This window comes from Varibaculum cambriense (assembly GCF_032557235.1).
Taxonomy (GTDB): Bacteria; Actinomycetota; Actinomycetes; order Actinomycetales; family Actinomycetaceae; genus Varibaculum; species Varibaculum cambriense_C.
The window spans coordinates 1-21,299 of the sequence record NZ_JAWGMB010000005.1; the positions used below are offsets into that span (position 1 = coordinate 1).

The following is a 21,299-nucleotide window of genomic DNA, read 5'->3' on the forward strand; positions in this document are numbered from 1 at the left end:
GGGAGAAGATCTCCCCGCCCGAGACTTTTACATTTATAGCGACCAGATAATTCCGGCAACTCGGGTTTGATAAGTGTATTAGGTCACCAGGTTTGACAATAAATGTCGGAAAACCACTATACTCATAATAGATTTGTTACAAAAACGTTATATGCGGGTGTCTTTATGGTGACATCCATCCCCCAAAGCGCAGGAGATATCGTGAGAAAAACCTGGTTGATGGCACCAATCGTGGTTATGGCAGCATTTGGTTTAGTAGCTGCAGATTCTGTACATCCCTCAGTAGCAGCAAATGCACCTACGGTTAACGTTTCCCAGTTAGCTAATAATATGCTGCAGGAAAATCTTTACAACCAGGCAGTATCAGTTGATGAGCAGGTAAAAGTGGCTACCACTAAGGTAAGCGCTTTTTCTGCAGGTGCTTTCCCCGCCTCTACCTCCACTTCGGCGAAGACCGATGATGCTTCCCCTCTTCCGGCTGCCGAAACTCCTAATTGCGCTCCTCCCAGTGGAGATAGCGGGGTTCAACCCTGGCCGCGGCAGGTACGCACTATGATTACTCAACGTTTTGGGGTAACCAATATTGGTGGCTTGCGCCCCGGAGACCCGCGTGATCATGGTAAAGGCCTGGCTCTGGACGTAATGGTGCCGGTATCCAGTGGACTAGGAGATTCCATTGCCAATTGGGCAATCGCTAACAGCGGGGATCTCAACATAAAATACGTGATCTGGAAACAAAAAATCTGGATGCCCGGGCGCGCCTGGAAAGCTATGGAAAATCGCGGTTCGATTACCGCCAACCACTTCGATCACGTACATCTCAGCTTTAACACTGGATCCGGGCGCTGCCTGTAGGCAAAGCCCGGCGCGAACCCCGAAGCGCATTTACCCATAAACGCCCGAAGGATTAAACGCGTCTTTTCTTAGACGCGGAAGGCGAGCTTCAGCTTTTCGACCCGCGGCACGCCCTCGGAAATAGGGATAGCAGTATAGAAATTACCGAACCCGCGTGAACATTACCCCAAAAAGTATCTGCATGTGCTATTGCGAGGCTAAATTGTGTAGGCTTTTAAGGGTTAAAGAATTATCTTTTTTGCCGTGAAGAACACAGATTGCTGGAGGCAGCTTGCTAAGCGTATTCGTACAGGCGTTTAAGACGCCCGATCTCAGGAAAAAGCTCCTGTTCACCTTGGCGATTATGGCGCTATATCGGGTCGGATCCCATATCCCCTCACCGGGGGTTAACTATCCGAACTTGCAGGCGTGTTTAAAGAACAACGAGCAAAACGGACTCCTCGATTTGGTGAACCTGTTCTCCGGGGGAGCTTTGCTGTCCCTGTCGGTGTTCGCCATGGGGATTATGCCCTACATTACGGCCTCAATTATTATCCAGCTGATGCGGGTAGTGATTCCTCGTTTCGAAGATCTGCACCGGGAAGGGCAAGCCGGAAAAGCTAAAATGACCCAATACACCCGTTACCTGACCATTGGGCTAGGGGTATTGCAGTCAGTGACCATTATTTATATGGCGCGTTCGGGGCAACTACTGCAAGGTTGCGCCCCCAGTAAACCGATTATCCCCGACCAGTCGGCGCTCAACTACTTGATCATGATGGTCACCATGACCGCCGGCACCGGCCTAATCATGTGGCTAGCGGAGCTAATCACCGAAAACGGTATCGGTAACGGCATGTCCCTGCTGATCTTCACCGGTATTGTGGCTAATATGCCCGCCCACCTGCAATCGATTGGGGCTTCCGGCGGAGTCTGGAAAGTACTGGTAATCATTGCTTTGGTTGCATTGATTACCCTGGCGATCGTATTCGTGGAACAAGCCCAACGACGCATCCCGGTTCAGTATGCCAAGCGGATGGTGGGCCGGCGGATGGTGGGCGGTTCTACCACCTATATCCCCATGAAAATCAATATGTCCGGGGTTATCCCGGTAATTTTCGCGGCCTCGCTACTAGCCATGCCGCAAATGATTTCCCGCTTCGGTAAACCTACCGCCGGTTGGGTCAAATGGATAAACGATAACTTCCAACATGACTCCCTGCTGTATTTGATTTGCTACGCGCTGCTAGTGTTAGGCTTCGCTTTCTTTTACACCCAAATCACCTTTAACCCGGAGGAAATCGCCGACAATATGAAGAAGTACGGCGGATTTATCCCCGGTATTCGGGCTGGAGCTCCCACCGCGGACTATCTGCACTACGTAATCAGTCGGATTACCACTGCTGGCGCGATCTACCTGGTAGTGGTAGCCATGGTGCCGATCGTGGCACTGATTCCTTTGAAGGTAACTCAGATGCCCTTCGGGGGAACCACCCTGTTGATTATGGTGGGTGTGGGTCTGCAAACCGTACAGCAGATCGATGCTCAGCTTCAACAACACCATTATGAAGGATTCCTGAAATGAAAAAACGCCTGGTGATTCTGGGCGCACCTGGTGCTGGAAAGGGCACCCAGGCGCACCAGATCTGCGAACTACTGGATATTCCTACGTTTTCGACCGGCGCGATGCTGCGCGCGCAAATGCAAGCAGGAACCGAGCTAGGTAATAAAGCGAAAGAACTAATCAACCGGGGGGAGCTAGTTCCTGATTCGGTGATTAGTACTTTGGTAGAGGCAGAGCTAAAAACTGATCGTTACCGTGGCGGCTTCTTAGCTGACGGCTACCCCCGCAACCTGGAGCAGGCGCACTTCCTGGATCAGGTGCTCAAAGATATGGGGACCCAGCTGGATGCGGTTATCAACCTAGATGTTGATTTAGAGGATGTGGTGGCACGGCTGCTAAAGCGTGCCGAGATTGAACACCGCTCTGACGATACCGAACCGGTCATCCGCCGCCGCCTGCAGGTTTACCATGAACAAACCGAGCCGCTAGTACGCTACTATCGGGAGGCCGACCTGCTGATCAATATTGATGGCAACGGCTCTATCGATCAGGTTTGGGAAAATATTGCGGCTGAGCTGAAGTAATAAGTTAGCCGAACTGGGAAGAAGATAGATACCTATGCTATTTGGGCGAGGCATCGAACTAAAGAACCGCAACCAATTGGGTTATATGCTCCAAGCTGCCCAGATCGTTAATCAGATTCATGAGGCCGTCTGGGAGAATGCGCGAGCCGGGGTTACTCCCCGGCAAATAGATGAGATTTCCGCGCAAGTGATCGCGGACGGAGGAGCACATTCCAACTTCTTGGGATATTTTGATTACCCCGCCACCATCTGCATCTCGGTCAACGACACTGTGGTGCATGGGATCCCCGGTGACGTTCCCTTTAATACCGGTGACTTAGTTAGTTTCGATTGTGGCTGCTATCTGGAACGTGACGGCAAGCAATGGCATGGCGACTCCGCGTTTTCGGTGATTATTGGGGATGAACCCGCCCCCAAGCCAGATCCTTCTATTTCCGCGCATACTTACCCCACGTCCTCGGAAAAAGAACAACTCTTAGAGATAACTCGCTACAGTACCTGGGCAGGCGTGGCCGCTATAGCTGGCAAGCGAGCCCGCGTGAATGATATTGGCGCCGCGATCGAGGACGCGGTGGACACTTTCGGGGAACGCTTTGGTTGGACAGCGGGAATCGTAGAAGAGTTCACCGGGCATGGAATCGGCACTGCCATGCACCAGGTGCCAGATGTTTTCAACTTCCGAGCGGCCGGCAGGTCAGCGGCGATTAAACCGGGAATGGTGCTGTGCGTGGAGCCGATTTTGACGCGCGGATCTAATCGGGTTACCACCTTGGCCGATGACTGGACGGTGAAAACCGTAGATCACTCCCTCGCCTGTCATTGGGAGGCGCAAGTGGCAGTGTTACCGGACGGCATCTGCGTCCTCAACCAGCCGGATTTTGGCGAGGCGGCTTTGGCGCCCTTCGGAATAAAACCGGTCAAACTATAAATCGTTACCTGAGATATCTCCGTCGCGCTCATTCTCAAAGATCCGCTAGCAGTTTTGGGGATACCTTTTACTGAGCGCTTGAACCTTGCCGCCTGGTAGAGTCAGTTCTGAAAAGGAGGCGAGCCCATGCGTATTCCCTTCCGCAAACTAACCCGGGTGATATCGCTGCTAGGGGGCAGTCAGCTAGAACAAGCTACTTCCCACCCAAATCGTCGGCGCCAGCAACAAAAATATGTGCGTCCGGCTGGCCGGGCACGTTACCTAACCAAAGGCGATAAGGTTCCTCCCTTCGTCTATGACCCTGATACTGGGAATGGAGCGGCCGACCCCGGAGAAGTGATTTGGTGCTGGGTTCCCTATGAGGAACAGGATGGGCGCGGTAAAGATCGTCCCGTGCTGGTCATGGCGGCGTTAGCAGATGCAGTTATTGGGGCCCAGTTGACCAGTAAAGATCATGATAAAGATGCCGAGCAAGAAGCACGTTGGGGACGTTACTGGATGGATATCGGCACTGGTGCCTGGGATTCTAAAGGGCGCGAATCTGAAGCCCGCTTGGATCGTTTGCTGCTGATTCCTCGCCGAGAAGTACGCCGGGAGGGAGCCCGCCTAGATCGCGAACGCTTTAACCAGGTAGCCGCGGCTATCCGCAAACAGCAAAGACTGAAATAATAGGTAGCAGACAAGCGGCGTTCAGATAGGCAGCAGAACTTAGTTATTAAGAACAGGTTTTGCAACCTGCGACACGCGCATAACGGTAGAAATAGTGAAGGCGTGACCGATCTAACCCTGTATCAGCTTTAGGTTAGTCCCGCAACTAACGTAAAGTTGACTATTGGGTTTGTGACTAGAGGGGAATATTATACCCGCTAGTCATCCTATGTTGACAAGGTTAGTGAAGGATAGATGGCTAAAAAAGAAGGCGTTGTAGAGGTCGAAGGTACCGTAGCAGAGGCACTCCCGAATGCATATTTTCGGGTGGAACTGGAAAACGGTCATAAGGTGTTAGCGCACATCTCGGGCAAAATGCGCCAGCATTATATCCGGATCTTGCCAGAGGATCGTGTGGTAGTAGAGCTCAGTCCCTACGATTTATCGCGCGGCCGGATCGTTTATCGATACAAGTAAAGCAGCGGACAGAGAAGTAAATTCGTCGCAGCTAGAGGGAAGTTATGAAGGTTCAACCCAGCGTTAAGAAGATCTGTGAAAAATGCAAGGTGATTCGTCGCCACGGCGTTGTCATGGTGATTTGCGAAAACCCTCGGCATAAACAGCGTCAAGGCTAGCCGAGGAAAACAATAAGCGTGCTACCAGCACCTTTCAGGTTTGAAAGGTGACCCCAGGTCCGGAGGCCTGGGCCGGGAAAACGGAAGGTGGCGCGACGGCCTCCGGAAACAATGTGGAGAGAAAATTAATGGCAGCACGTATTGCCGGTGTTGATCTTCCCCGCGAGAAGCGGCTGGAAGTGGCACTTACTTACATTTACGGCGTAGGGCGCACCCGCGCTCAAAAAACGCTGCAAGAAACCGGGGTTAGCCCGGATGTACGCGTAAAAGATATTTCTGAAGAAGATCTGATTAAAGTTCGCGACTTCATTGAATCGAACTACAAAGTAGAAGGCGACCTTCGTCGTGAGGTCCAAGCCGATATTCGCCGCAAGATTGAGATTGGTTCCTACCAGGGTCTGCGTCACCGTTTCCATTTGCCGGTGCACGGTCAGCGGACCAAAACCAATGCGCGTACCCGCAAGGGGCCAAAGCGCACTGTTGCCGGTAAGAAGAAGGCTGTATAAGTAAGCGCAGGCACCACCTGCTGGATCTGAGAAAAGAAGGAAGATATGGCTGCTAGTTCTATTAAGAGCCGTAAGCCGCGTCGGGCTGCGCGTAAGAACGTTATTCAGGGAAAAGCGTTCATTAAGTCCACATTCAATAACACTATCGTTTCGATTACCGATCCGTCCGGAGCCGTTATTTCCTGGTCGTCTGCTGGCCAGATGGGCTTTAAAGGATCACGTAAATCCACTCCCTTCGCTGCGCAGATGGCTGCTGAAGCTGCTGCTCGGCGGGCTCAAGAACACGGTATGAAAAAAGTTGACGTGTTCGTGAAAGGACCGGGGTCGGGTCGCGAGACCGCTATTCGTTCCCTGCAAGCTACCGGCCTCGAGGTCGGTTCCATTCAGGACGTTACCCCGCATGCCCACAATGGCTGCCGTCCTCCCAAGCGCCGTCGCGTATAACGCGCGTCCTAACTGAAGTAGAAAAAAGAAGATAGTAAAACACTTCTGTGAGTCTCCAGGCCGTCATTTGGGAGATTTCGCAGTCTTGTCTATAAAGCTGACCTTTGGTCAGGACGTCCGTTCCAGTCATATGGCGGGCTGGGCGACAGAAAGGACAACACGTTGCTTATTTCACAGCGACCCGTGCTATCAGAACAAGCGGTTAACGATCAACGTTCCCGCTTCACTCTTGAACCCCTAGAACCCGGATTCGGACACACTCTAGGAAACAGTTTGCGGCGTACCCTACTTTCCTCCATTCCGGGAGCCGCAGTCACCTCGATCCGTATCGAGGGGGTGCCGCATGAGTTCCGCACTATTCCGGGAGTAATGGAGGACGTCTCCGAGATCATTCTGAACATTAAACAGATTGTGCTTTCTTCGGAGAATGACGAACCGGTAGTTATGTATCTGCGTAAAGCAGGTGCTGGGCAGGTCACCGCCGGGGATATTACCCCTCCGGCAGGCGTAGAGATCCACAACCCGGATTTGTACCTGGCCACTTTGAACGATTCCGGAAAGCTAGAAATTGAACTGACGGTAGAACGCGGTCGTGGCTACGTTTCTGCTGATCAAAATAAGTCTGATGGGCACGAGATTTCTCGGATTCCCATCGACTCCATCTATTCTCCGGTAGTTAAAGTCCGGTACAAGGTAGAGGCTACTCGTGTAGAGCAGCGCACGGACTTTGACCGTTTGATTGTGGATGTGGAAACCAAGCCGGGATTAGCTCCGCGGGATGCGCTGGCTTCGGCGGGCAAAACCTTGGTAGAGCTGTTCGGTTTGTGTCAGGAACTCAATATTGAGGCCGAGGGGATTGAGATTGGCGCTCCGCAAACGGATCAGGCGCTGGCTCAAGACCTGGCACTGTCTATTGATGACCTGAATCTACAGTCTCGTTCCTACAACGCTTTAACGCGGGAAGGAATCAACACGGTGGGGCAACTGGTTGCTCGCTCCGAGGCCGATCTTTTGGATATCCGGAATTTCGGCGCTAAGTCAATCGAAGAGATCAAAGCGAAGCTGGCGGAAATGGGGATGGCGCTAAAGGATTCTCCGCTGCCCACCTCGGTCAATCTAGATGATCTGACCAACCCCAGCTCGTTGCAGTTCTCTGACGACTAAGTCGGGTTTTCTCGGCGCTGAAACAATAAAGTTTTTTAGGAAAGTAAAGGAAGAAACATGCCTAAGCCATCTAAAGGTCCGCGGCTAGGAGCCGGCCCGGCACATGAGCGTAAAATCTTGGCGAATCTGGCGAAATCGCTGATCGAGCACCGTTCGATCCGCACTACTGAAGCGAAGGCTCGCCGCCTGCAGCCCTACATTGAAAAGCTGATCACCAAGGCGAAGAAGGGTGATATCCACAATCGCCGTATGGTTGCCCGCAAACTGAGCACCCAGGTAGATAAATACACCCGCGGTTTTGATGCGGTTTACACCCTGTTTGATGAAGTAGTTCCGGATCTGGATCCCAACCGTCAGGGCGGGTACACCCGGATCGTAAAACTGCCTGCTCGCCGCGGTGACAATGCGCCTATGGCCGAGATTTCTTTGGTCACCGAAAAGGTAGAGTCGAAAGCCAAAGTGCAGCCGACCAAGGACGAAGCAGCTAAGCCTGAACAGCCGGAGGAATCCAAAGAGGCTGAAAAGGCCGAAGAATCTTCTTCGGAAGAGGCAGTCGCAACTTCGGACGCCAGCGAAGAGAACGCGGAAGCTGAAAAAGCTGAAGACGCAGACGAAGCGGCAGATTCTGAAGAATAGTTCTTAGGGCTTATCCGTCAAAAGCTGACGCGGTAAGTTGCAATAACTTGAGCGGGCAGTTGGCATTACCTATGCCAACTGCCCGCTTTTTAGTACCAGAATTTTACAGCAGGTATTTGTTCTTAACGGTCAGCCAGATCGGCCAGGCAGAATCTGCGGGTAAGCTAAGAACATGGGAAAAGAGATGAGAACCCCGCTGACCTTGTCTGTTGATTGTGGCGGAGGCGGGATCAAAGCCTCGGTGTTAGATAAACGCGGCACCATGGTGGCGCCTTCTTTGCGAGTTCCCACCCCTTACCCGTTGCCTCCGGAAAAACTAATCCAGATTGTAGAGGTTTTCCGCGCGGAATTTAAAGCAGTAACCGATCGGATCACCGTGGGGATGCCGGGCATGATTCGCCATGGAGTAGTGATCTCCACCCCTCATTATGTATGCCGGTCTGGCCCGCGCACCCGGGTATTACCGGAGATGGTACAGGCGTGGGAGAACTTTGACCTGGCAGGTGCGTTAGAAGAAGAAACTTCGCTGCCTTCGCTGGTTTTAAACGATGCGGAAGTGGCAGGAGCCGGGGTAATTTCTGGTACCGGTATGGAGATGATTATTACCTTGGGAACTGGGCTGGGAAATTCGATTTGGGATGGGGGACGGTTGGCTCCCCATATGGAACTTTCCCATATGGTTGCCCGTTGGGGTCTCCTTTTTGACGACTATGTAGGGGAGCCGGAACGCCTGCGCATGGGGGATGCTCACTGGTCACGGCGGGTTCGCCGTGTTGTCGGGGTGCTACGCGATGCAATTATGTGGGATCGGCTTTACCTGGGCGGGGGAAACTCTTCCCATATTGTGGAATCGGTGCGTAAAACTTTGGGCGAAGAAGTGGTGATTGTACCTAATGATGCTGGTATTCGCGGCGGGGTGCGGGCATGGGGGCTGACTACCTAATGGACAGCTCGATTCGTTTACGTCTAGACCTGGCCTATCGCGGCGTGCCTTTTCACGGGTGGGCGCGGCAACCGGATCTCCTAACCGTCCAAGGGCGCTTGGAAGAAGCGCTGAGTCTGATTACCCGCCAGCCGATACTCCTTACCGTCGCCGGGCGTACCGATGCGGGGGTGCATGCCCGCGGACAGGTAGCCCACCTGGATGTGTCGAAAGAGTTTTGGCTTTCCCTATCCAGAGGGCGCGAGGAAAGCGACCAGATGCGAGGGGAACGATTAAGGGCTCGCCTAGAAGGATTAGCGGGACGCGGTTTGAACGGAGCTTTAGCGCTCAAACAGATCAGTGTAGTTGCAGGAGATTTTGATGCTCGATTTTCTGCGCTTTCCCGCACCTATCGTTACCTCATTTGCGACGATCCCCGTTTTCAGGATCCTTGCCGCCTGGATATCGCCCGCACGTCCTCGCCCCTGGAGGAGGAGAAGATGCAGGTGGCAGCGCAGGCATTATGTGGCGAGCATGATTTTCTGCCTTTCGCGAGGCCGCGGGAGGGCGCGACCACCATCCGTACCCTCCATTCCTTTACTGTTTCCCGACCCCAACCGGGAATCGTGCAGGCTATGATCCGGGCGGACGCGTTTTGTCATTCGCAAGTTCGTTTCATGATGGGGGCGTTAATGGAGATTGGGCGGGGTAAATACCAGAGCGATTGGATAGGGGAGCTGCTGGCTACCGGAGTGCGTGACCAGCGGGTTCCGCTTGCCGATGGACGGGGTTTGACTCTTTGGGAGGTAGCCTATCCGCCTGCCGACCAGTACGCCACCCAAGCTCAGAAAGCTAAAGTAGTGCGTACCCTGCCTGAAAACTCGCCCTCCTAACCTGAGCGAAAAAACCGGAAGGTCTCCAGCGCGCATTGAGCCTATGTGTGCAGTTCAACAGGCTATTACTTTGACCAGGTAGCCACGGTTCCGTAAAATACTAAATGTTGTGTGTCCTGGAACAATCCAAGCGCAGGTATTTGACCTGGGACTTTGGCAAAAACAGGACGCTAGACGGAAAGAAATACGAAGTCGGGTGAAGGCACTACGGCGGCGTCCGCAACATTTTTAGGCAGTTCCTGCCATTCTGTTGCCGCGCCCTCGCAGTTCTCACCCCCAAAGAAGAAACGAAGGCTTAAGCCCGTGCGAACTTATAATCCGAAAGCCGGTGACACCCAAAACAAGAAATGGTATGTCATCGACGCTGAAGACGTCGTTCTCGGACGACTGGCGGCAGTTGCCGCCAAGCTGCTGCGTGGCAAGCATAAGCCGACCTACACCCCTAACGAGGATATGGGCGATCACGTCATTATCGTGAACGCCGCCAAGGTCGGACTTACCGGCAACAAACGTCAGCAGAAACGCGCCTACCGCCACTCCGGGTATCCCGGTGGCTTGAAATCTGTAACCTACGGTGACTTGCTAGCCAAGAAACCGGAAGTTGCAGTAGAAAAGGCTGTGCGTGGCATGGTTCCCCACACTCGGTTGGGACGTGCCCAGATGAAGAAGCTGCATGTATTCGCGGGTCCCGAACATAACCACGCGGCACAGCAGCCCGAACCTTACGAAATTAAGAAAATCGCCCAGTAGCCCTGAGCCAAGACCCTGAGGAGAATTGTGGCTGATACCACCGAAAACGAGGAGCTGTTGGAGGAGAACGCCCCCAGCTCTTACACCACGGAAACCCAGTCGGAGCCGACCGGCTCTGGACAGTCCGTGACTGCTCCCGGCATTGGGCTGGGACGCCGTAAACGCGCAGTTGCGCGGGTCCGGTTGATTCCGGGCAGCGGCGAATGGAAGATTAACGGCAGAACTTTGGAAGACTATTTCCCGAACAAGCTGCACCAGCAGCTAGTACGATCCCCGTTTACCCTGCTAGACCTTGAGGGACGTTTCGACGTTGTTGCTCGAGTCTCTGGTGGCGGTACCTCCGGACAAGCCGGAGCGGTGCGCCTGGGCGTTGCCCGCGCCCTGAACGAAATCGATCGGGAAGCTAACCGTCCGGCCTTGAAGAAGGCAGGATTCCTAACCCGCGATTCGCGCGCTGTTGAGCGTAAGAAGCCCGGCCTCAAGAAGGCGCGTAAGGCTTCGCAATACTCTAAGCGCTAAGCTTTCACGCTTATATATTTTGCCCGGTAAAGGCGGTTTATTCCGTCCTTACCGGGCAAAACTATATTCGGTAGACCAAGTAGATGAGATTTTGAACCGAGAGTACGGCAGCTAATTAGATTTTGCGGAGGTAGACGTTTTCTAGGCGGTGATGGGCGTCTTTACGCAGGATTAACGTCGCCCGTCCTCGGGTAGGACGAATTTGTTGCTCCAGGTTGGGCAGGTTTATAGAGGTCCAAATATCGAGGGCGATCTGGCGCGCCACCGAATCAGAAATCCCGGCATAAACCTGGAAATAGGAACTGGGGTCAGAGAAAGCAGATTCCTTTAATGATAAGAAACGCTCCACGAACCACCGTTCAATATCCCGGGTGCGGGCATCAACATAAATAGAAAAATCAAAGAAATCGCTGACTGCCAGGGATTTGTGATCATATAACCCGCTGCGGCCATCATCTTGATCCAGCTTTTTCTCCAAGTTAGGCAGATCTTGGTGACCCCGGTAGAACCAAGCGGGTTGCAGTACGTTGATGCCTTCTAGGATCAAAATATCTGGGCTGGAAACAGTGATATATTCATCGGGCACCACGTCATAGGTGACATGCGAATATACCGGAGCTTTCACTTCGGGTTCCCCGGCTTTTACCTGGGTAACAAAGTTAAGCAGGGCGCGGCGGTTATAGGACTCGGGGAATCCTTTCCGCGCAACCAGCCCGCGCCGCTCTAACTCTGCATTCGGATACAAAAACCCATCGGTAGTGACTAAAGCGACCCGCGAGGTTTCCGGCCAGCGACTAAGCAGGTTTTGCAGAATGCGGGAAGTAGTGGATTTCCCGACTGCCACGGAACCGGCAACCCCAATAATGAAGGGAATACGGCGTTTATGGGGGCGGCCAAAAAAATCTTGTTGGTCTTGGGCGAGGGCGCGAGAATGTAAAACCCGGTAACGCAGCAACGCGGAGAGGGGACGGTAAACCGCGTCTGCCTCCTCTAAATCAATCGGGTCACCCAACGCTGCCAGGGAACGCAAATCTGCCTCGGTCAGTGGCATCGGTGTTTTCGCGGCTAGGGCGCGCCAAGCGTCCCGATCAAATTGTTCATAAATGGATTTTGCCGGCATATCTTTTACGCTCCGCTATGTTGGCTCCGCTCAAAACTAGTGCGTCGATATCCTTTTTCGCCCTGCCGCCAGCGCCTAGGATGACCGCGCTGGAGGCAGGGCGAAAAAACTACAAAGATAGGCGCTCTTTTACAACCCCAGCTAGGTGTTCACAAACCGCATCGGCTTGTTCTTGGGTAGCGGCCTCCACCATTACCCGCACCAGGGGTTCGGTTCCCGAGGCGCGCAGCACTACCCGCCCGGTATCGCCTAGCTCGTCCTCGGCTTTCGCAATTTCTGCCCGCAACCCGGCATCGTCGGTGCGGGTCTTGTCCACGTTCGGTACGTTAATCAGGGTTTGCGGTAAGCGTTTTACAAACTCGCAAATCTTCTCTAAGGGTTGACCAGCATCTTTAACTGCCCGGGCAATGCATAGCGCGGTCAGAATCCCGTCTCCGGTAGTGGCGTGGTTACCGTTAATCACGTGACCGGATTGCTCCCCGCCCAGGACGAATCCTTGCTCACGCATTTTTTCGAGGACGTAGCGGTCACCGACAGCGGTTTGTACGGTGTTGATTCCTTTTTCCTTCATCGCCAAAATCAAACCCAGATTCGACATAATCGTGATCACTAAGGTGTTTCCGGTTAGCTCGCCCTTTTCCTTGAAATAGGCAGCTAACATTCCCATGATTTTGTCGCCATCTACCAGGTTGCCTTGGGAGTCAACTGCTAGGCAGCGGTCGGCGTCACCATCGAAAGCTACCCCGAAGTCACATCCGGCTGCTACCACTTGACTCTGTAACTGTTCGGGGTGGGTAGAACCGCAATTGTCGTTAATATTGCGTCCATCAGGGGAGGCGTTGATTACTACGGTGTCGATTCCGGCCTCTTGCAATGCCTCCGGACCTAGATGGGAAGCCGCACCATTGGCGCAATCCACGGCTACGCGCAGGCCAGAAAGATCTCCCACTGCTCGCACTAGGTGCTTAACATAAAGCTTTTCGGCGCTTTCTCGCTCTGCTTCAATCTCCCCGACCTGGTCGCCGGTGGGACGGTCAGTTTCCTCACCCAGCAGCTGTTCGATTTGATCCTCGATCGCATCAGGGAGTTTATAGCCGCCCCGGGCAAAGAATTTGATCCCGTTGTCTGGCATCGGGTTGTGAGAGGCAGAAATCATTACTCCCAAGTCAACGTCAGCTTTCGCGGTCAGGTAGGCGACGCAAGGGGTGGTTACTACTCCGATGCGGTTAACGTCCACGCCCTCGGAAGCTAGTCCCGCCGATATCGCGTGGTCAAGAAAATCGCCGGACATGCGAGTGTCCCGGGCAACGATTGCTCGCAATTTTTTGCCCTTTGGCGCATCTTTGCGTACCTGTTTAGCAGCGGCTCGTCCCAGTTCCAAAGCCAATTCTGGGGTTAAATCTCTATTAGCTAGGCCGCGCACTCCGTCGGTCCCAAAAAGTCTGCCCATTTTACCTGTCTTTCAACTAGCAGAATCTGACTTTCTCAGCCTACCCCACCAAGCCGGATTGGTTTTGTCTAGCAACCTGCTGTCGGCGATAATTCGCATTTACACTGTTTAGGCGCGCGAGATAGCAATGAGGAAGAACTCGTGAAAAAATCTATCTCATGTGTGGAATCTTAGGAATGGTTGGGCTGGAACCCACTAAAGATGCAGAAGAAGTGATTATGGGGGGTCTGTCCCGCCTGGAGTATCGTGGATATGACTCCGCAGGAATCGGACTAGCTACTCCCGGTGGCATTGAGATTCGTAAAAAGAGTGGAAAGCTCGCTAATCTGCGGGCGGATTTGCAGGAAAATCCCTTGCCTCAAGCTTTCGCGGGTATTGGGCACACCCGCTGGGCTACTCACGGCGGCCCAACAGATATTAACGCCCATCCGCATGTTTCTTCCGATGGGCAACTCGCGGTAGTACATAACGGCATTATCGAAAACGCCGATAATTTGCGCCGCATCCTCGAAAAACAGGGGTTCAGCTTCGCTTCTGAAACCGATACAGAAGTAATCGCGAACCTACTGGCAGCGTCCTATTTAGCTGATGAGGACGCGGGTACGTCTCTCGGGGAGGGCGCAGCTGAGGTACCTGCTCCCGTCCTCGATAATGCGCAGGTTTGTGCCGAGGTGGCTGAGGGAGCTCACCGGGCGGCAGCGCGTCTTTCCAGGGCGCTTTTGGCTACGATGGCCAAGCTTAAAGGGACTTTCACGATTTTGGCGATTCACCGAGATGCCCCCGGCATGGTGGTTGCCGCGCGGCGTTCCTCCCCACTGGTTATCGGGGTAGACAAAGAATGTAACTATCTAGGTTCGGATGTTTTAGCTTTTGCTGATCACACCAAAGAATGCCTGGAAATCGGGCAAGATGAACTGGTAATGGTGACAGCCAAGCAGGTGCGGGTAGCTGACAGTGCCGGTAAAGAGGTCACTCCTCAGCAATTCACCGTGGATTTTTCAGTAGACCGCACTTCGAAAGACGGGTGGGGTACTTTCATGGAAAAAGAAATCCATGAACAACCCCAGGCAGTTACTGCCACTTTGCAGGATCGAACCGATTCACAAGGCTACCTGACATTAGATGAACTGCGCATTAGTCAAGACGTGTTGCGACAAGTCAACAAAATGGTGATTATCGCTTGCGGCACTTCCGCCTATGCTGGACAGGTTGCCCGCTATGCGATTGAGCATTGGTGTCGGATCCCGGTAGAAGTAGAGCTGGCCAGCGAATTCCGTTACCGTGACCCGGTAGTTGACCAGCGCACCCTAGTGGTGGCAATCAGCCAGTCCGGGGAAACCATGGACACTATTATGGCGGTGCGGCACGCGCGCGAACAGGGGGCGAAAGTGCTGGCGATTGTGAATACGCCCGGCTCGACAATTCCTCGCGAATCCGATGCAGTGCTGCTAACCCATGCCGGCCCCGAAATTGCGGTGGCTTCCACGAAAGCATTCACCGCCCAAATCACTGCTTGCTACCTGCTGGGGCTATATTTAGCGCAGGTGCGCGGAAACAAATTTATTGATGAAATCGCGGATTATCTGGAAAAACTGGCAGAAGTGCCCCACAAGATGCAAACTCTGCTCAATGAAATAGAGCCGGTAGTAGAGGTCGCTAAACGCTACGGGGAAGATCTAAAATCCACGATTTTCTTAGGACGTCACGTGGGATATCCGGTGGCCATGGAGGGAGCGCTAAAACTTAAAGAAATCGCCTATGTACATGCGGAAGGTTTCGCCGCCGGAGAGCTCAAACACGGGCCTATCGCCCTAATCGAGCCGGGACAGTTCGTATTTGTGGTAGTGCCCACCCCGCGCCGCCCCGAGCTGCACCAAAAAGTGATTTCGAACCTGCAGGAAGTACGCGCTCGCGGTGCAATCACCTTGGTAGTAGCGGAAGAGGGCGACGATAAAGTCGATAAATATGCCGACCATATTTTCCGGGTCCCCAGCACTCCCACCCTCTATCTGCCTTTGCTAACGGTGATTCCGTTGCAAGTATTTGCCTGTGAAGTAGCCAAGAGCAAGGGATACGACGTAGATCAACCGCGCAACCTGGCCAAATCGGTGACAGTGGAATAGTCAGCAGGAGGGAAATCTGGCGGCATGATTGAGGCATTCGAGAAACAGACAGTAAGGGAGGCCGAAGCCCAAGTGGTGGCTGCCCATCCGCAGGGGTCACTGATGAAGAAGGCGGCTGGCGAAGTCAGCGACACTACTGTCGAATTTCTGCTTGCCCGGGGCGCCAAAGTCGAAGAAACCCGGATTCTGGGTTTAGTTGGTGGCGGCGATAACGGTGGCGACTGCCTATACGCCCTAGCTTATTTGGCGAAACTAGGTTATTCCTGCCTAGCGCTGATACTTTCTGAAAAGCCCCACCGCAGAGCACTGGCGGCGGCAGAAAAAGCGCAGGTGACTATCGAGCAGGTAGATTTAGCAGGCAGTAGCCGCCAGATTGCACGCCTATGTGCCCGCCGCGCCCGAGTCGCCCAGGTGTGGATTGATGGCCTGGTAGGAACCGGGGTAAACGGGAAACTACGCGAACCATTAGCGCAGGTAGTAACGGAATTAAATCGCTTATATGAATCTCGGCATTTAATGGTGCTGCGGGTGGCAATCGATATCCCCTCCGGGGTTTTCACCGATGACGGACGCCTACCCGGTCCTTTCCTGGCAGCTGACGTGACCGTAACTATGGGAGGACGCAAATCCTCCTCCTTGCTACCCCCCGCCGCCTATCAATTCGGGCAGGTACGGTTAGTAGACCTGGGTCTGCAGATGAAAAAGCCGCGGCTCGCCCGCTTGGAGGCAAGTGATGTGGGATCTTTGTGGCCGGTGCCTGGCGCCGAAGACCATAAATATACTCGCGGGGTAGTACAGGTAGTTGCCGGTTCTTCAGCCTTCCCTCTAACCGGGGTGATGTGTGTAGAGGGCGCAGGCAGAGCCGGTGCCGGGATGGTGCGCTATGTGGGGCCCGAGGACGCGGCCTTCGCAATATTGTCTCGTTTCCCGCAGGCAGTCGCCGGCGCCGGGAAACATCAATGCCTGCTGGTAGGTCCCGGTATCGACCCTAAAGATACTTCCCGGGTACGCGAGGCGATTAACCAAGCGGTACAGGCTGCTACCAGTGGAATTCCCCTGGTGCTGGACGCGGGTGCCATCGACCTCTATCCCCAAATCATCTCCCAGATTCCGGGCGGAAGCCTCAACCACCGGGCAGTACTTACTCCTCACGCGGGGGAGGCCGCGCGTCTACTTTCTACCCTAGGAGCAGGAGGAGGACGTGGCGGGGTTACTCGCGCCGAGGTGGAAGCCTCTCCGGCTGCCTGGGCGCAGTTCATAGCGGATAAAACTGGGGCAACGGTGCTGCTTAAAGGAGCAGTAACTGTGATTGCCAGTCCAGAAGAAACTATGTTTAGCCAGGCTGGGGCGCCTTTCTGGACGGGTACTGCCGGTTCAGGCGATGTACTTGCGGGCATCACCGCATCGGTGTTAGCCCAACATCAAGCCCGCGCAGAGCAATCAGGGCGCCGCCTGACTCCTTCCCAAATGTCAGCCGCGGTTGCCTCAGCTGCCTGGGTACACGCCATGGCAGCCCGGAAAGCGGCGGGACTTCCGGTTACCGGTGACGATCCGTCCGGCGCGGTGTCTTTGGGGGCACCGATAGTGGCTACCGATATTGCCCACCAGGTTCCCCGAGCTATCGCCTATGCTTTGAGCCAAGCCTAGAGCGGTATAGTCATGGTCATGGATACTGATTTTCCGGCGCGCGCGATTATTGACCTGTCGGCACTGGAAAAAAACCTGCAACAGCTGCGCAAATGTGACCCGAATGTGCAGGCAATGGCGATTGTAAAAGCCAATGCCTACGGGCATGGAGGCGGGGAGATTGCTCTTGCCGCCCTCGAGTTCGGGATCAAATGGTTTGGGGTGGCGCAGCTGGCAGAAGCAATGCAGCTGCGACAGACACTGAAAGATTTTCCGCAAGCCCGGATTTTTACTTGGATTTTCAGTCCCGATGCGGATCTGGGAGCCGCGATTAAAGCCGATTTGGATATTGCGGTATCTAATCCCCAAACATTATTGGCTATTGCCAGTGCCGCCCGAGCGGCAGGTAAAAAAGCCCGCATTCACTTGGCGGTGGATACCGGGATGGGACGCGAGGGGGCACTGCCTGAAAAGCTGGCGCCTTTGCTTTCGGCGGCAGAGCTCGCCAGTGAAGAGGGCGCCGTGACAGTTAGCGGAATCTGGTCGCATTTAGCCCGCGGAGACGAAGCAGGAGCAGGAGACGCAGCGACTACACGCCAGCTTGCAGACTTCCAGCAGGCGTGCGAACTTGCCCGCCAACGCGGTTTTACGCAGGTGGTTCGGCACCTCTCGGCTTCTTCGGGACTGCTGTGGCATCCGCAGGCACATTTTGACCTGGCGCGCTATGGGATCGCCATGTACGGCCTCACCCCGAATCCGGCGCGCGCCACTACTGCCAGTCTGCAGCTGACCCCGATTATGCGCGTCGAAGCCGATTTGATCAGTGTCAAGAAACTTCCCGCAGGTCACCCGGTTTCCTATGGTGGTACCTGGGTGGCGCCCCGCGATACCTATATCGGGATCGTGCCGCTGGGATATGCGGATGGAATTGACCGCCATGCCTCCGGAAAAATCTGGGTCGCCGCCAATGGGCACAAATATCCGCAGGTAGGACGGATTTGCATGGATCAGTTCATGGTGGATTTAGGTAGTGGCGACGAGGGGAAAGCGCCACTGGCGCCCGGGGCGACGGTGCGGGTGTGGGGAGATGGCTCCCAGGGGGAACCTACCGCCGACGATTGGGCGAAGGCCGCCGAAACCATAAACTATACGATTGTTACTGGCCTTAATCCTCGGGTGCCGCGAGTCTATATCTAGGAGGAAACATGTCCTTTACTATTACCGTTAACTCTTCCGATCAGACGCGCGCCGCCGGAGAACTATTAGCCAAGCAGCTTCGGCGCGGTGATTTAGTGATGCTTTCGGGAGGTCTGGGGGCGGGGAAAACCACTTTTACCCAGGGGATCGGTTCTGGACTGCAGGTGAAAGGGCGGGTATCTTCCCCCACTTTTATCGTTGCCCGGGTACATCCGTCCCTGGCGGGAGGGCCGGATCTGATTCATGCCGACGCCTATCGGATTAAAGATTTAACCGATCTAGAAACTCTCGATTTGGACTCCACCTTAGAGGAAGCAATCACCGTCATCGAATGGGGAGAAGGAAAAACAGAACAGCTTTCGGCTGATCGCCTGGAGATCGAGATTCACCGGGAACACGGAGGGGTCGCTACCAGCAGTGACGGGGTAGTGGATCTGGCGGAAATGGATGATGGTAAACGGACAATCACTATTCGCCCGCTGGGGAAGCGCTGGGAAGGCAATGACTGGGAGCAGATTTTTTCCGCGTTTGAGGACGGACAAGAAAAGTAGGTAATAATATGCGGATTCTATGCATTGATACTTCGCTGGGAGCTTCGGTTGCCCTGTGGGATAGCGAAGCGAAGAACCAGGTGTTAGCTAGCCGGTCTAGCCAGGACTCTCGATCTCACGCGGAACACCTTTCGAAGCTGGTTAGTGAGGTAGTTGAGGAAGCTTGCGAGTGCGTCCTCGCGAAAGCCGGTATTGAGGCGGTGGCGGTAGGACGCGGCCCGGCTCCTTTTACCGGATTGCGTTCCGGGTTGGTAACTGCCCGCACGATTGGTTTTGTACTGGGAGTGCCGGTGATCGGAATTAGTTCCCTCGATGCCCTGGCACGCGCAGTATTAGACCTGGTTCCGCCCACCCAGGAAGTATTTGTGGCTACCGATGCGCGCCGTAAAGAGGTTTATTGTGCTCGGTATCGCGCGGACGGCCCCGATGATGTTTGCTGCCTTTGGGGACCGGAAGTGGGCAGACCCGCAGCTTTCGCTAATCGAGCGGCTACTCCCGGGCTGATTGTGGCGGGAGCAGGCGCGGAGCTTTATCCCCAAGACCTGGCGTTAAATCCCGGGCTCCCTACCGAGGTAGAAGCGGCGGTACTAGGTAGGATCGCGCAGGTACGATTGGCCGGGAAGTCAGCTGATGAGCTCCTAGATACATTATCTCCCCTGTATCTGCGTCGCCCGGATGTGCAGCCTCCTAAACAGGGAAAATAGGCTTTGTGAGTAGTTGCGTTTCTTTAAGTCTCGAGGACGTGCCCGGGCTGCTTGCCCTGGAGCAATCCTGCTTTGGGGGAGAGGCTTTTAGCGACACACAACTGCGGCAAATGCTATCTGCCCGTTATGGGCTAGCCATTGGGCTCTGGGAGGAGCAGACCTTAGTAGGGGCAGCATTGCTGGAGGTGCTGGTTCCCGAATCTGAGCTACATTCCCTGGCGGTGCTGCCTGGAAAGCGTCGCCAAGGGCTAGGAGCCGCCCTCTTAAAAACTGCCCTGAGCGCAGCTCGCAAACGAGGAGCCGCTGAAATGTTTTTGGAAGTGCGCCGCTCTAACCAGGCTGCGATCGCACTTTATGAACGCGCCGGTTTTGCATCCTTGAGTGTGCGCCGCGGATATTATTCCCATCCCCGTGAGGATGCGTTGGTAATGCGTAAGCGCTTAGCGAGCCCGTCTCCCGGCCCTATCGGCGTAGAAATAACCTCCCCTTGAGAGCCAGGGAAATGTATTTAACAACTTCAAGCTTTCTCAATTGTTTGAAAATTCCCTGCTTCTATTATTTTCTTATCGGAAATACCCACCTGCTTTTTCCTTCCTTGCCCCGCCGATTAATCTATGATCTTTGCAGGTAAACCCGGAATAGAGTGCTAGTGGTAATTTGGTTTTTCCGCAGGTTTTTCTCTATCTAGCCCCAAATTCCTAAGTCTTAGAAAACCGGTGGGTTAGCCTGTGAATCGTGGCCAATACAAAAGAAATTCAAAAGAGGCGAAGCTGGAACACCCTGGTCTTCGCGAAACAGTGCATGGCCGTTACCGGCGTATTTTTTGTGCTGTTTGTGTTAATGCATTCCTACGGCAACTTGAAGATTCTGGCGGGACCTGATGCCTATAACGGCTATGCCCACCACCTACGGGTCTTCGGTGCCCCTATCCTGCCTTATGAAGGCTTGCTTTGGATTCTGCGCGTACTGCTACTTGCTTGCGTCGTTATCCATATGATCTGCGCCTTCTACCTCTGGTATCGCGCCAGCAAGGGACGAGGCTCTCAGAAGTACGTAGTCAAACAGAACGTGGTTAACAACTACGCTACCCGAACCGTACGTGTCGGATCCGTGTTGCTAGCGCTGTTCATCTTCTTCCATATCTTCCACTTCACCACGAAGTGGGTACAGATTGGTGCAGGGGAAGCCTATAGCTCTGCTACCTGCAGTGTAGAGGGAGAGATGATCCCGGTAGCACCATGGAACATGATGGTGACCACGTTCTCGCCAGCTAACTGGTGGACGCTGATAATTTACCTGGGTGCGGTTGCGATTGTGGCTCTGCACGTGGGGCACGGCGTATGGTCCGCCCTGCAAACTATGGGTTGGATCCGGGAAAACACGCATAAAGCGACCGTTTATATTTCCGGGATCGTGGGGCTATTGCTGTTCGCCATGTTCGCCATCCCACCGCTGTATCTGGTAATCACCAACCCCGCTCCGGTGGCGTGTTAGTTAGGGA

The 21,299-nt window shown here is 54.2% G+C and carries 24 protein-coding genes; 22 read left to right on the plus strand and 2 right to left on the minus strand.

The genetic code is table 11. The annotated features are described in order from the left end of the window. Positions 1-201: 201 nt before the first annotated feature. From E6072_RS05110 to rpsI, 15 genes are all read left to right on the plus strand, one after another. The gene (locus tag E6072_RS05110; protein WP_316694223.1) at positions 202-855 is read left to right on the plus strand and encodes a hypothetical protein; all 654 of its coding nucleotides are present in this window, start codon (positions 202-204) and stop codon (positions 853-855) included. Positions 856-1,126: 271 nt separating this feature from the next. Then, positions 1,127-2,419, plus strand: a complete 1,293-nt coding sequence (secY, locus tag E6072_RS05115; RefSeq protein WP_024059748.1) for a preprotein translocase subunit SecY — start codon at positions 1,127-1,129, stop codon at positions 2,417-2,419. Continuing rightward, complete coding sequence (locus E6072_RS05120; protein WP_316694224.1) at positions 2,416-2,982, plus strand: adenylate kinase; 567 nt, start codon at positions 2,416-2,418, stop codon at positions 2,980-2,982. The genes secY and E6072_RS05120 overlap by 4 nt, the downstream gene beginning before the upstream one ends. 34 nt (positions 2,983-3,016) lie before the next feature. Beyond that, positions 3,017-3,910: a type I methionyl aminopeptidase gene (gene map, locus E6072_RS05125; protein WP_316694225.1), complete on the plus strand. Its 894-nt coding sequence runs from the start codon at positions 3,017-3,019 to the stop codon at positions 3,908-3,910. 126 nt (positions 3,911-4,036) lie between these two features. Further along, positions 4,037-4,579 (plus strand): type II toxin-antitoxin system PemK/MazF family toxin, encoded by a 543-nt coding sequence (locus E6072_RS05130; RefSeq protein ID WP_316694226.1) that lies wholly within the window; start codon positions 4,037-4,039, stop codon positions 4,577-4,579. 234 nt (positions 4,580-4,813) lie between these two features. Continuing rightward, positions 4,814-5,035 (plus strand): translation initiation factor IF-1, encoded by a 222-nt coding sequence (gene infA, locus E6072_RS05135; protein ID WP_022864716.1) that lies wholly within the window; start codon positions 4,814-4,816, stop codon positions 5,033-5,035. A gap of 44 nt (positions 5,036-5,079) precedes the next feature. Beyond that, positions 5,080-5,193, plus strand: a complete 114-nt coding sequence (gene rpmJ, locus E6072_RS05140; RefSeq protein WP_024059744.1) for a 50S ribosomal protein L36 — start codon at positions 5,080-5,082, stop codon at positions 5,191-5,193. 128 nt (positions 5,194-5,321) lie between these two features. Next, on the plus strand, positions 5,322-5,699 hold the full coding sequence (gene rpsM, locus E6072_RS05145) for a 30S ribosomal protein S13 (RefSeq protein WP_024059743.1): 378 nt from the start codon (positions 5,322-5,324) through the stop codon (positions 5,697-5,699). A 45-nt stretch (positions 5,700-5,744) separates the two neighbouring features. Further along, on the plus strand, positions 5,745-6,143 hold the full coding sequence (gene rpsK, locus E6072_RS05150; protein WP_022864718.1) for a 30S ribosomal protein S11: 399 nt from the start codon (positions 5,745-5,747) through the stop codon (positions 6,141-6,143). 162 nt (positions 6,144-6,305) lie between these two features. After that, positions 6,306-7,307: a DNA-directed RNA polymerase subunit alpha gene (locus tag E6072_RS05155; protein ID WP_307738120.1), complete on the plus strand. Its 1,002-nt coding sequence runs from the start codon at positions 6,306-6,308 to the stop codon at positions 7,305-7,307. Between the two features lie 57 nt (positions 7,308-7,364). Beyond that, entirely contained in the window at positions 7,365-7,943 is a 579-nt protein-coding gene (gene rplQ, locus E6072_RS05160; RefSeq protein WP_316694229.1) for a 50S ribosomal protein L17, read from the plus strand. A 184-nt stretch (positions 7,944-8,127) separates the two neighbouring features. Further along, positions 8,128-8,886, plus strand: a complete 759-nt coding sequence (locus tag E6072_RS05165; protein WP_316694369.1) for an ROK family protein — start codon at positions 8,128-8,130, stop codon at positions 8,884-8,886. Beyond that, the gene (gene truA, locus E6072_RS05170) at positions 8,868-9,758 is read left to right on the plus strand and encodes a tRNA pseudouridine(38-40) synthase TruA (RefSeq protein WP_316694231.1); all 891 of its coding nucleotides are present in this window, start codon (positions 8,868-8,870) and stop codon (positions 9,756-9,758) included. Before E6072_RS05165 ends, truA begins: the two co-directional genes overlap by 19 nt. Before the next feature lie 303 nt (positions 9,759-10,061). Continuing rightward, complete coding sequence (rplM, locus tag E6072_RS05175) at positions 10,062-10,508, plus strand: 50S ribosomal protein L13 (protein WP_316694233.1); 447 nt, start codon at positions 10,062-10,064, stop codon at positions 10,506-10,508. Between the two features lie 27 nt (positions 10,509-10,535). Then, on the plus strand, positions 10,536-11,027 hold the full coding sequence (gene rpsI / locus E6072_RS05180; RefSeq protein WP_316694235.1) for a 30S ribosomal protein S9: 492 nt from the start codon (positions 10,536-10,538) through the stop codon (positions 11,025-11,027). 115 nt (positions 11,028-11,142) lie between these two features. Here rpsI and coaA read toward each other — a convergent pair whose 3' ends face one another. Both coaA and glmM read right to left on the minus strand, forming a co-directional pair. Next, a complete protein-coding gene (coaA, locus tag E6072_RS05185) occupies positions 11,143-12,147 on the minus strand; it encodes a type I pantothenate kinase (protein WP_316690548.1) in 1,005 nt (334 codons plus the stop codon). A gap of 109 nt (positions 12,148-12,256) precedes the next feature. Beyond that, on the minus strand, positions 12,257-13,597 hold the full coding sequence (gene glmM / locus E6072_RS05190; protein WP_316690550.1) for a phosphoglucosamine mutase: 1,341 nt from the start codon (positions 13,595-13,597) through the stop codon (positions 12,257-12,259). A 158-nt stretch (positions 13,598-13,755) separates the two neighbouring features. Here glmM and glmS point away from each other — a divergent pair, with 158 nt between their 5' ends. From glmS to E6072_RS05225, 7 genes are all read left to right on the plus strand, one after another. Next, positions 13,756-15,720: a glutamine--fructose-6-phosphate transaminase (isomerizing) gene (glmS, locus tag E6072_RS05195; RefSeq protein WP_316694237.1), complete on the plus strand. Its 1,965-nt coding sequence runs from the start codon at positions 13,756-13,758 to the stop codon at positions 15,718-15,720. 24 nt (positions 15,721-15,744) lie between these two features. Next, entirely contained in the window at positions 15,745-17,367 is a 1,623-nt protein-coding gene (locus tag E6072_RS05200) for a bifunctional ADP-dependent NAD(P)H-hydrate dehydratase/NAD(P)H-hydrate epimerase (RefSeq protein WP_316694239.1), read from the plus strand. 18 nt (positions 17,368-17,385) lie between these two features. Beyond that, positions 17,386-18,543 carry an alanine racemase gene (gene alr / locus E6072_RS05205; protein WP_316690555.1) on the plus strand — a complete coding sequence of 386 codons (1,158 nt, stop codon included), beginning with the start codon at positions 17,386-17,388 and terminating at the stop codon, positions 18,541-18,543. 8 nt (positions 18,544-18,551) lie between these two features. Next, the gene (gene tsaE, locus E6072_RS05210) at positions 18,552-19,094 is read left to right on the plus strand and encodes a tRNA (adenosine(37)-N6)-threonylcarbamoyltransferase complex ATPase subunit type 1 TsaE (protein WP_316690557.1); all 543 of its coding nucleotides are present in this window, start codon (positions 18,552-18,554) and stop codon (positions 19,092-19,094) included. Between the two features lie 8 nt (positions 19,095-19,102). Continuing rightward, on the plus strand, positions 19,103-19,798 hold the full coding sequence (gene tsaB, locus E6072_RS05215) for a tRNA (adenosine(37)-N6)-threonylcarbamoyltransferase complex dimerization subunit type 1 TsaB (RefSeq protein WP_316690559.1): 696 nt from the start codon (positions 19,103-19,105) through the stop codon (positions 19,796-19,798). Positions 19,799-19,803: 5 nt separating this feature from the next. After that, positions 19,804-20,289, plus strand: coding sequence for a ribosomal protein S18-alanine N-acetyltransferase (gene rimI / locus E6072_RS05220; protein ID WP_316690561.1), 486 nt, complete (start codon positions 19,804-19,806; stop codon positions 20,287-20,289). Positions 20,290-20,533: 244 nt separating this feature from the next. Then, positions 20,534-21,292 carry a succinate dehydrogenase gene (locus tag E6072_RS05225; RefSeq protein ID WP_316690563.1) on the plus strand — a complete coding sequence of 253 codons (759 nt, stop codon included), beginning with the start codon at positions 20,534-20,536 and terminating at the stop codon, positions 21,290-21,292. Positions 21,293-21,299 lie beyond the last annotated feature (7 nt).

Coding starts and splice junctions, on each gene's coding strand:
- glmS (WP_316694237.1), top strand. CDS start 13,756: ATGTGTGGAATCTTAGGAATGGTTGGGCTGGAACCCACTAAAGATGCA.
- infA (WP_022864716.1), top strand. CDS start 4,814: ATGGCTAAAAAAGAAGGCGTTGTAGAGGTCGAAGGTACCGTAGCAGAG.
- E6072_RS05120 (WP_316694224.1), top strand. CDS start 2,416: ATGAAAAAACGCCTGGTGATTCTGGGCGCACCTGGTGCTGGAAAGGGC.
- rplQ (WP_316694229.1), top strand. CDS start 7,365: ATGCCTAAGCCATCTAAAGGTCCGCGGCTAGGAGCCGGCCCGGCACAT.
- E6072_RS05200 (WP_316694239.1), top strand. CDS start 15,745: ATGATTGAGGCATTCGAGAAACAGACAGTAAGGGAGGCCGAAGCCCAA.
- tsaB (WP_316690559.1), top strand. CDS start 19,103: ATGCGGATTCTATGCATTGATACTTCGCTGGGAGCTTCGGTTGCCCTG.
- alr (WP_316690555.1), top strand. CDS start 17,386: ATGGATACTGATTTTCCGGCGCGCGCGATTATTGACCTGTCGGCACTG.
- tsaE (WP_316690557.1), top strand. CDS start 18,552: ATGTCCTTTACTATTACCGTTAACTCTTCCGATCAGACGCGCGCCGCC.
- E6072_RS05130 (WP_316694226.1), top strand. CDS start 4,037: ATGCGTATTCCCTTCCGCAAACTAACCCGGGTGATATCGCTGCTAGGG.
- coaA (WP_316690548.1), bottom strand. CDS start 12,147: ATGCCGGCAAAATCCATTTATGAACAATTTGATCGGGACGCTTGGCGC.
- glmM (WP_316690550.1), bottom strand. CDS start 13,597: ATGGGCAGACTTTTTGGGACCGACGGAGTGCGCGGCCTAGCTAATAGA.
- rpsM (WP_024059743.1), top strand. CDS start 5,322: ATGGCAGCACGTATTGCCGGTGTTGATCTTCCCCGCGAGAAGCGGCTG.
- map (WP_316694225.1), top strand. CDS start 3,017: ATGCTATTTGGGCGAGGCATCGAACTAAAGAACCGCAACCAATTGGGT.
- E6072_RS05165 (WP_316694369.1), top strand. CDS start 8,128: ATGAGAACCCCGCTGACCTTGTCTGTTGATTGTGGCGGAGGCGGGATC.
- rpmJ (WP_024059744.1), top strand. CDS start 5,080: ATGAAGGTTCAACCCAGCGTTAAGAAGATCTGTGAAAAATGCAAGGTG.
- truA (WP_316694231.1), top strand. CDS start 8,868: ATGGGGGCTGACTACCTAATGGACAGCTCGATTCGTTTACGTCTAGAC.
- rpsK (WP_022864718.1), top strand. CDS start 5,745: ATGGCTGCTAGTTCTATTAAGAGCCGTAAGCCGCGTCGGGCTGCGCGT.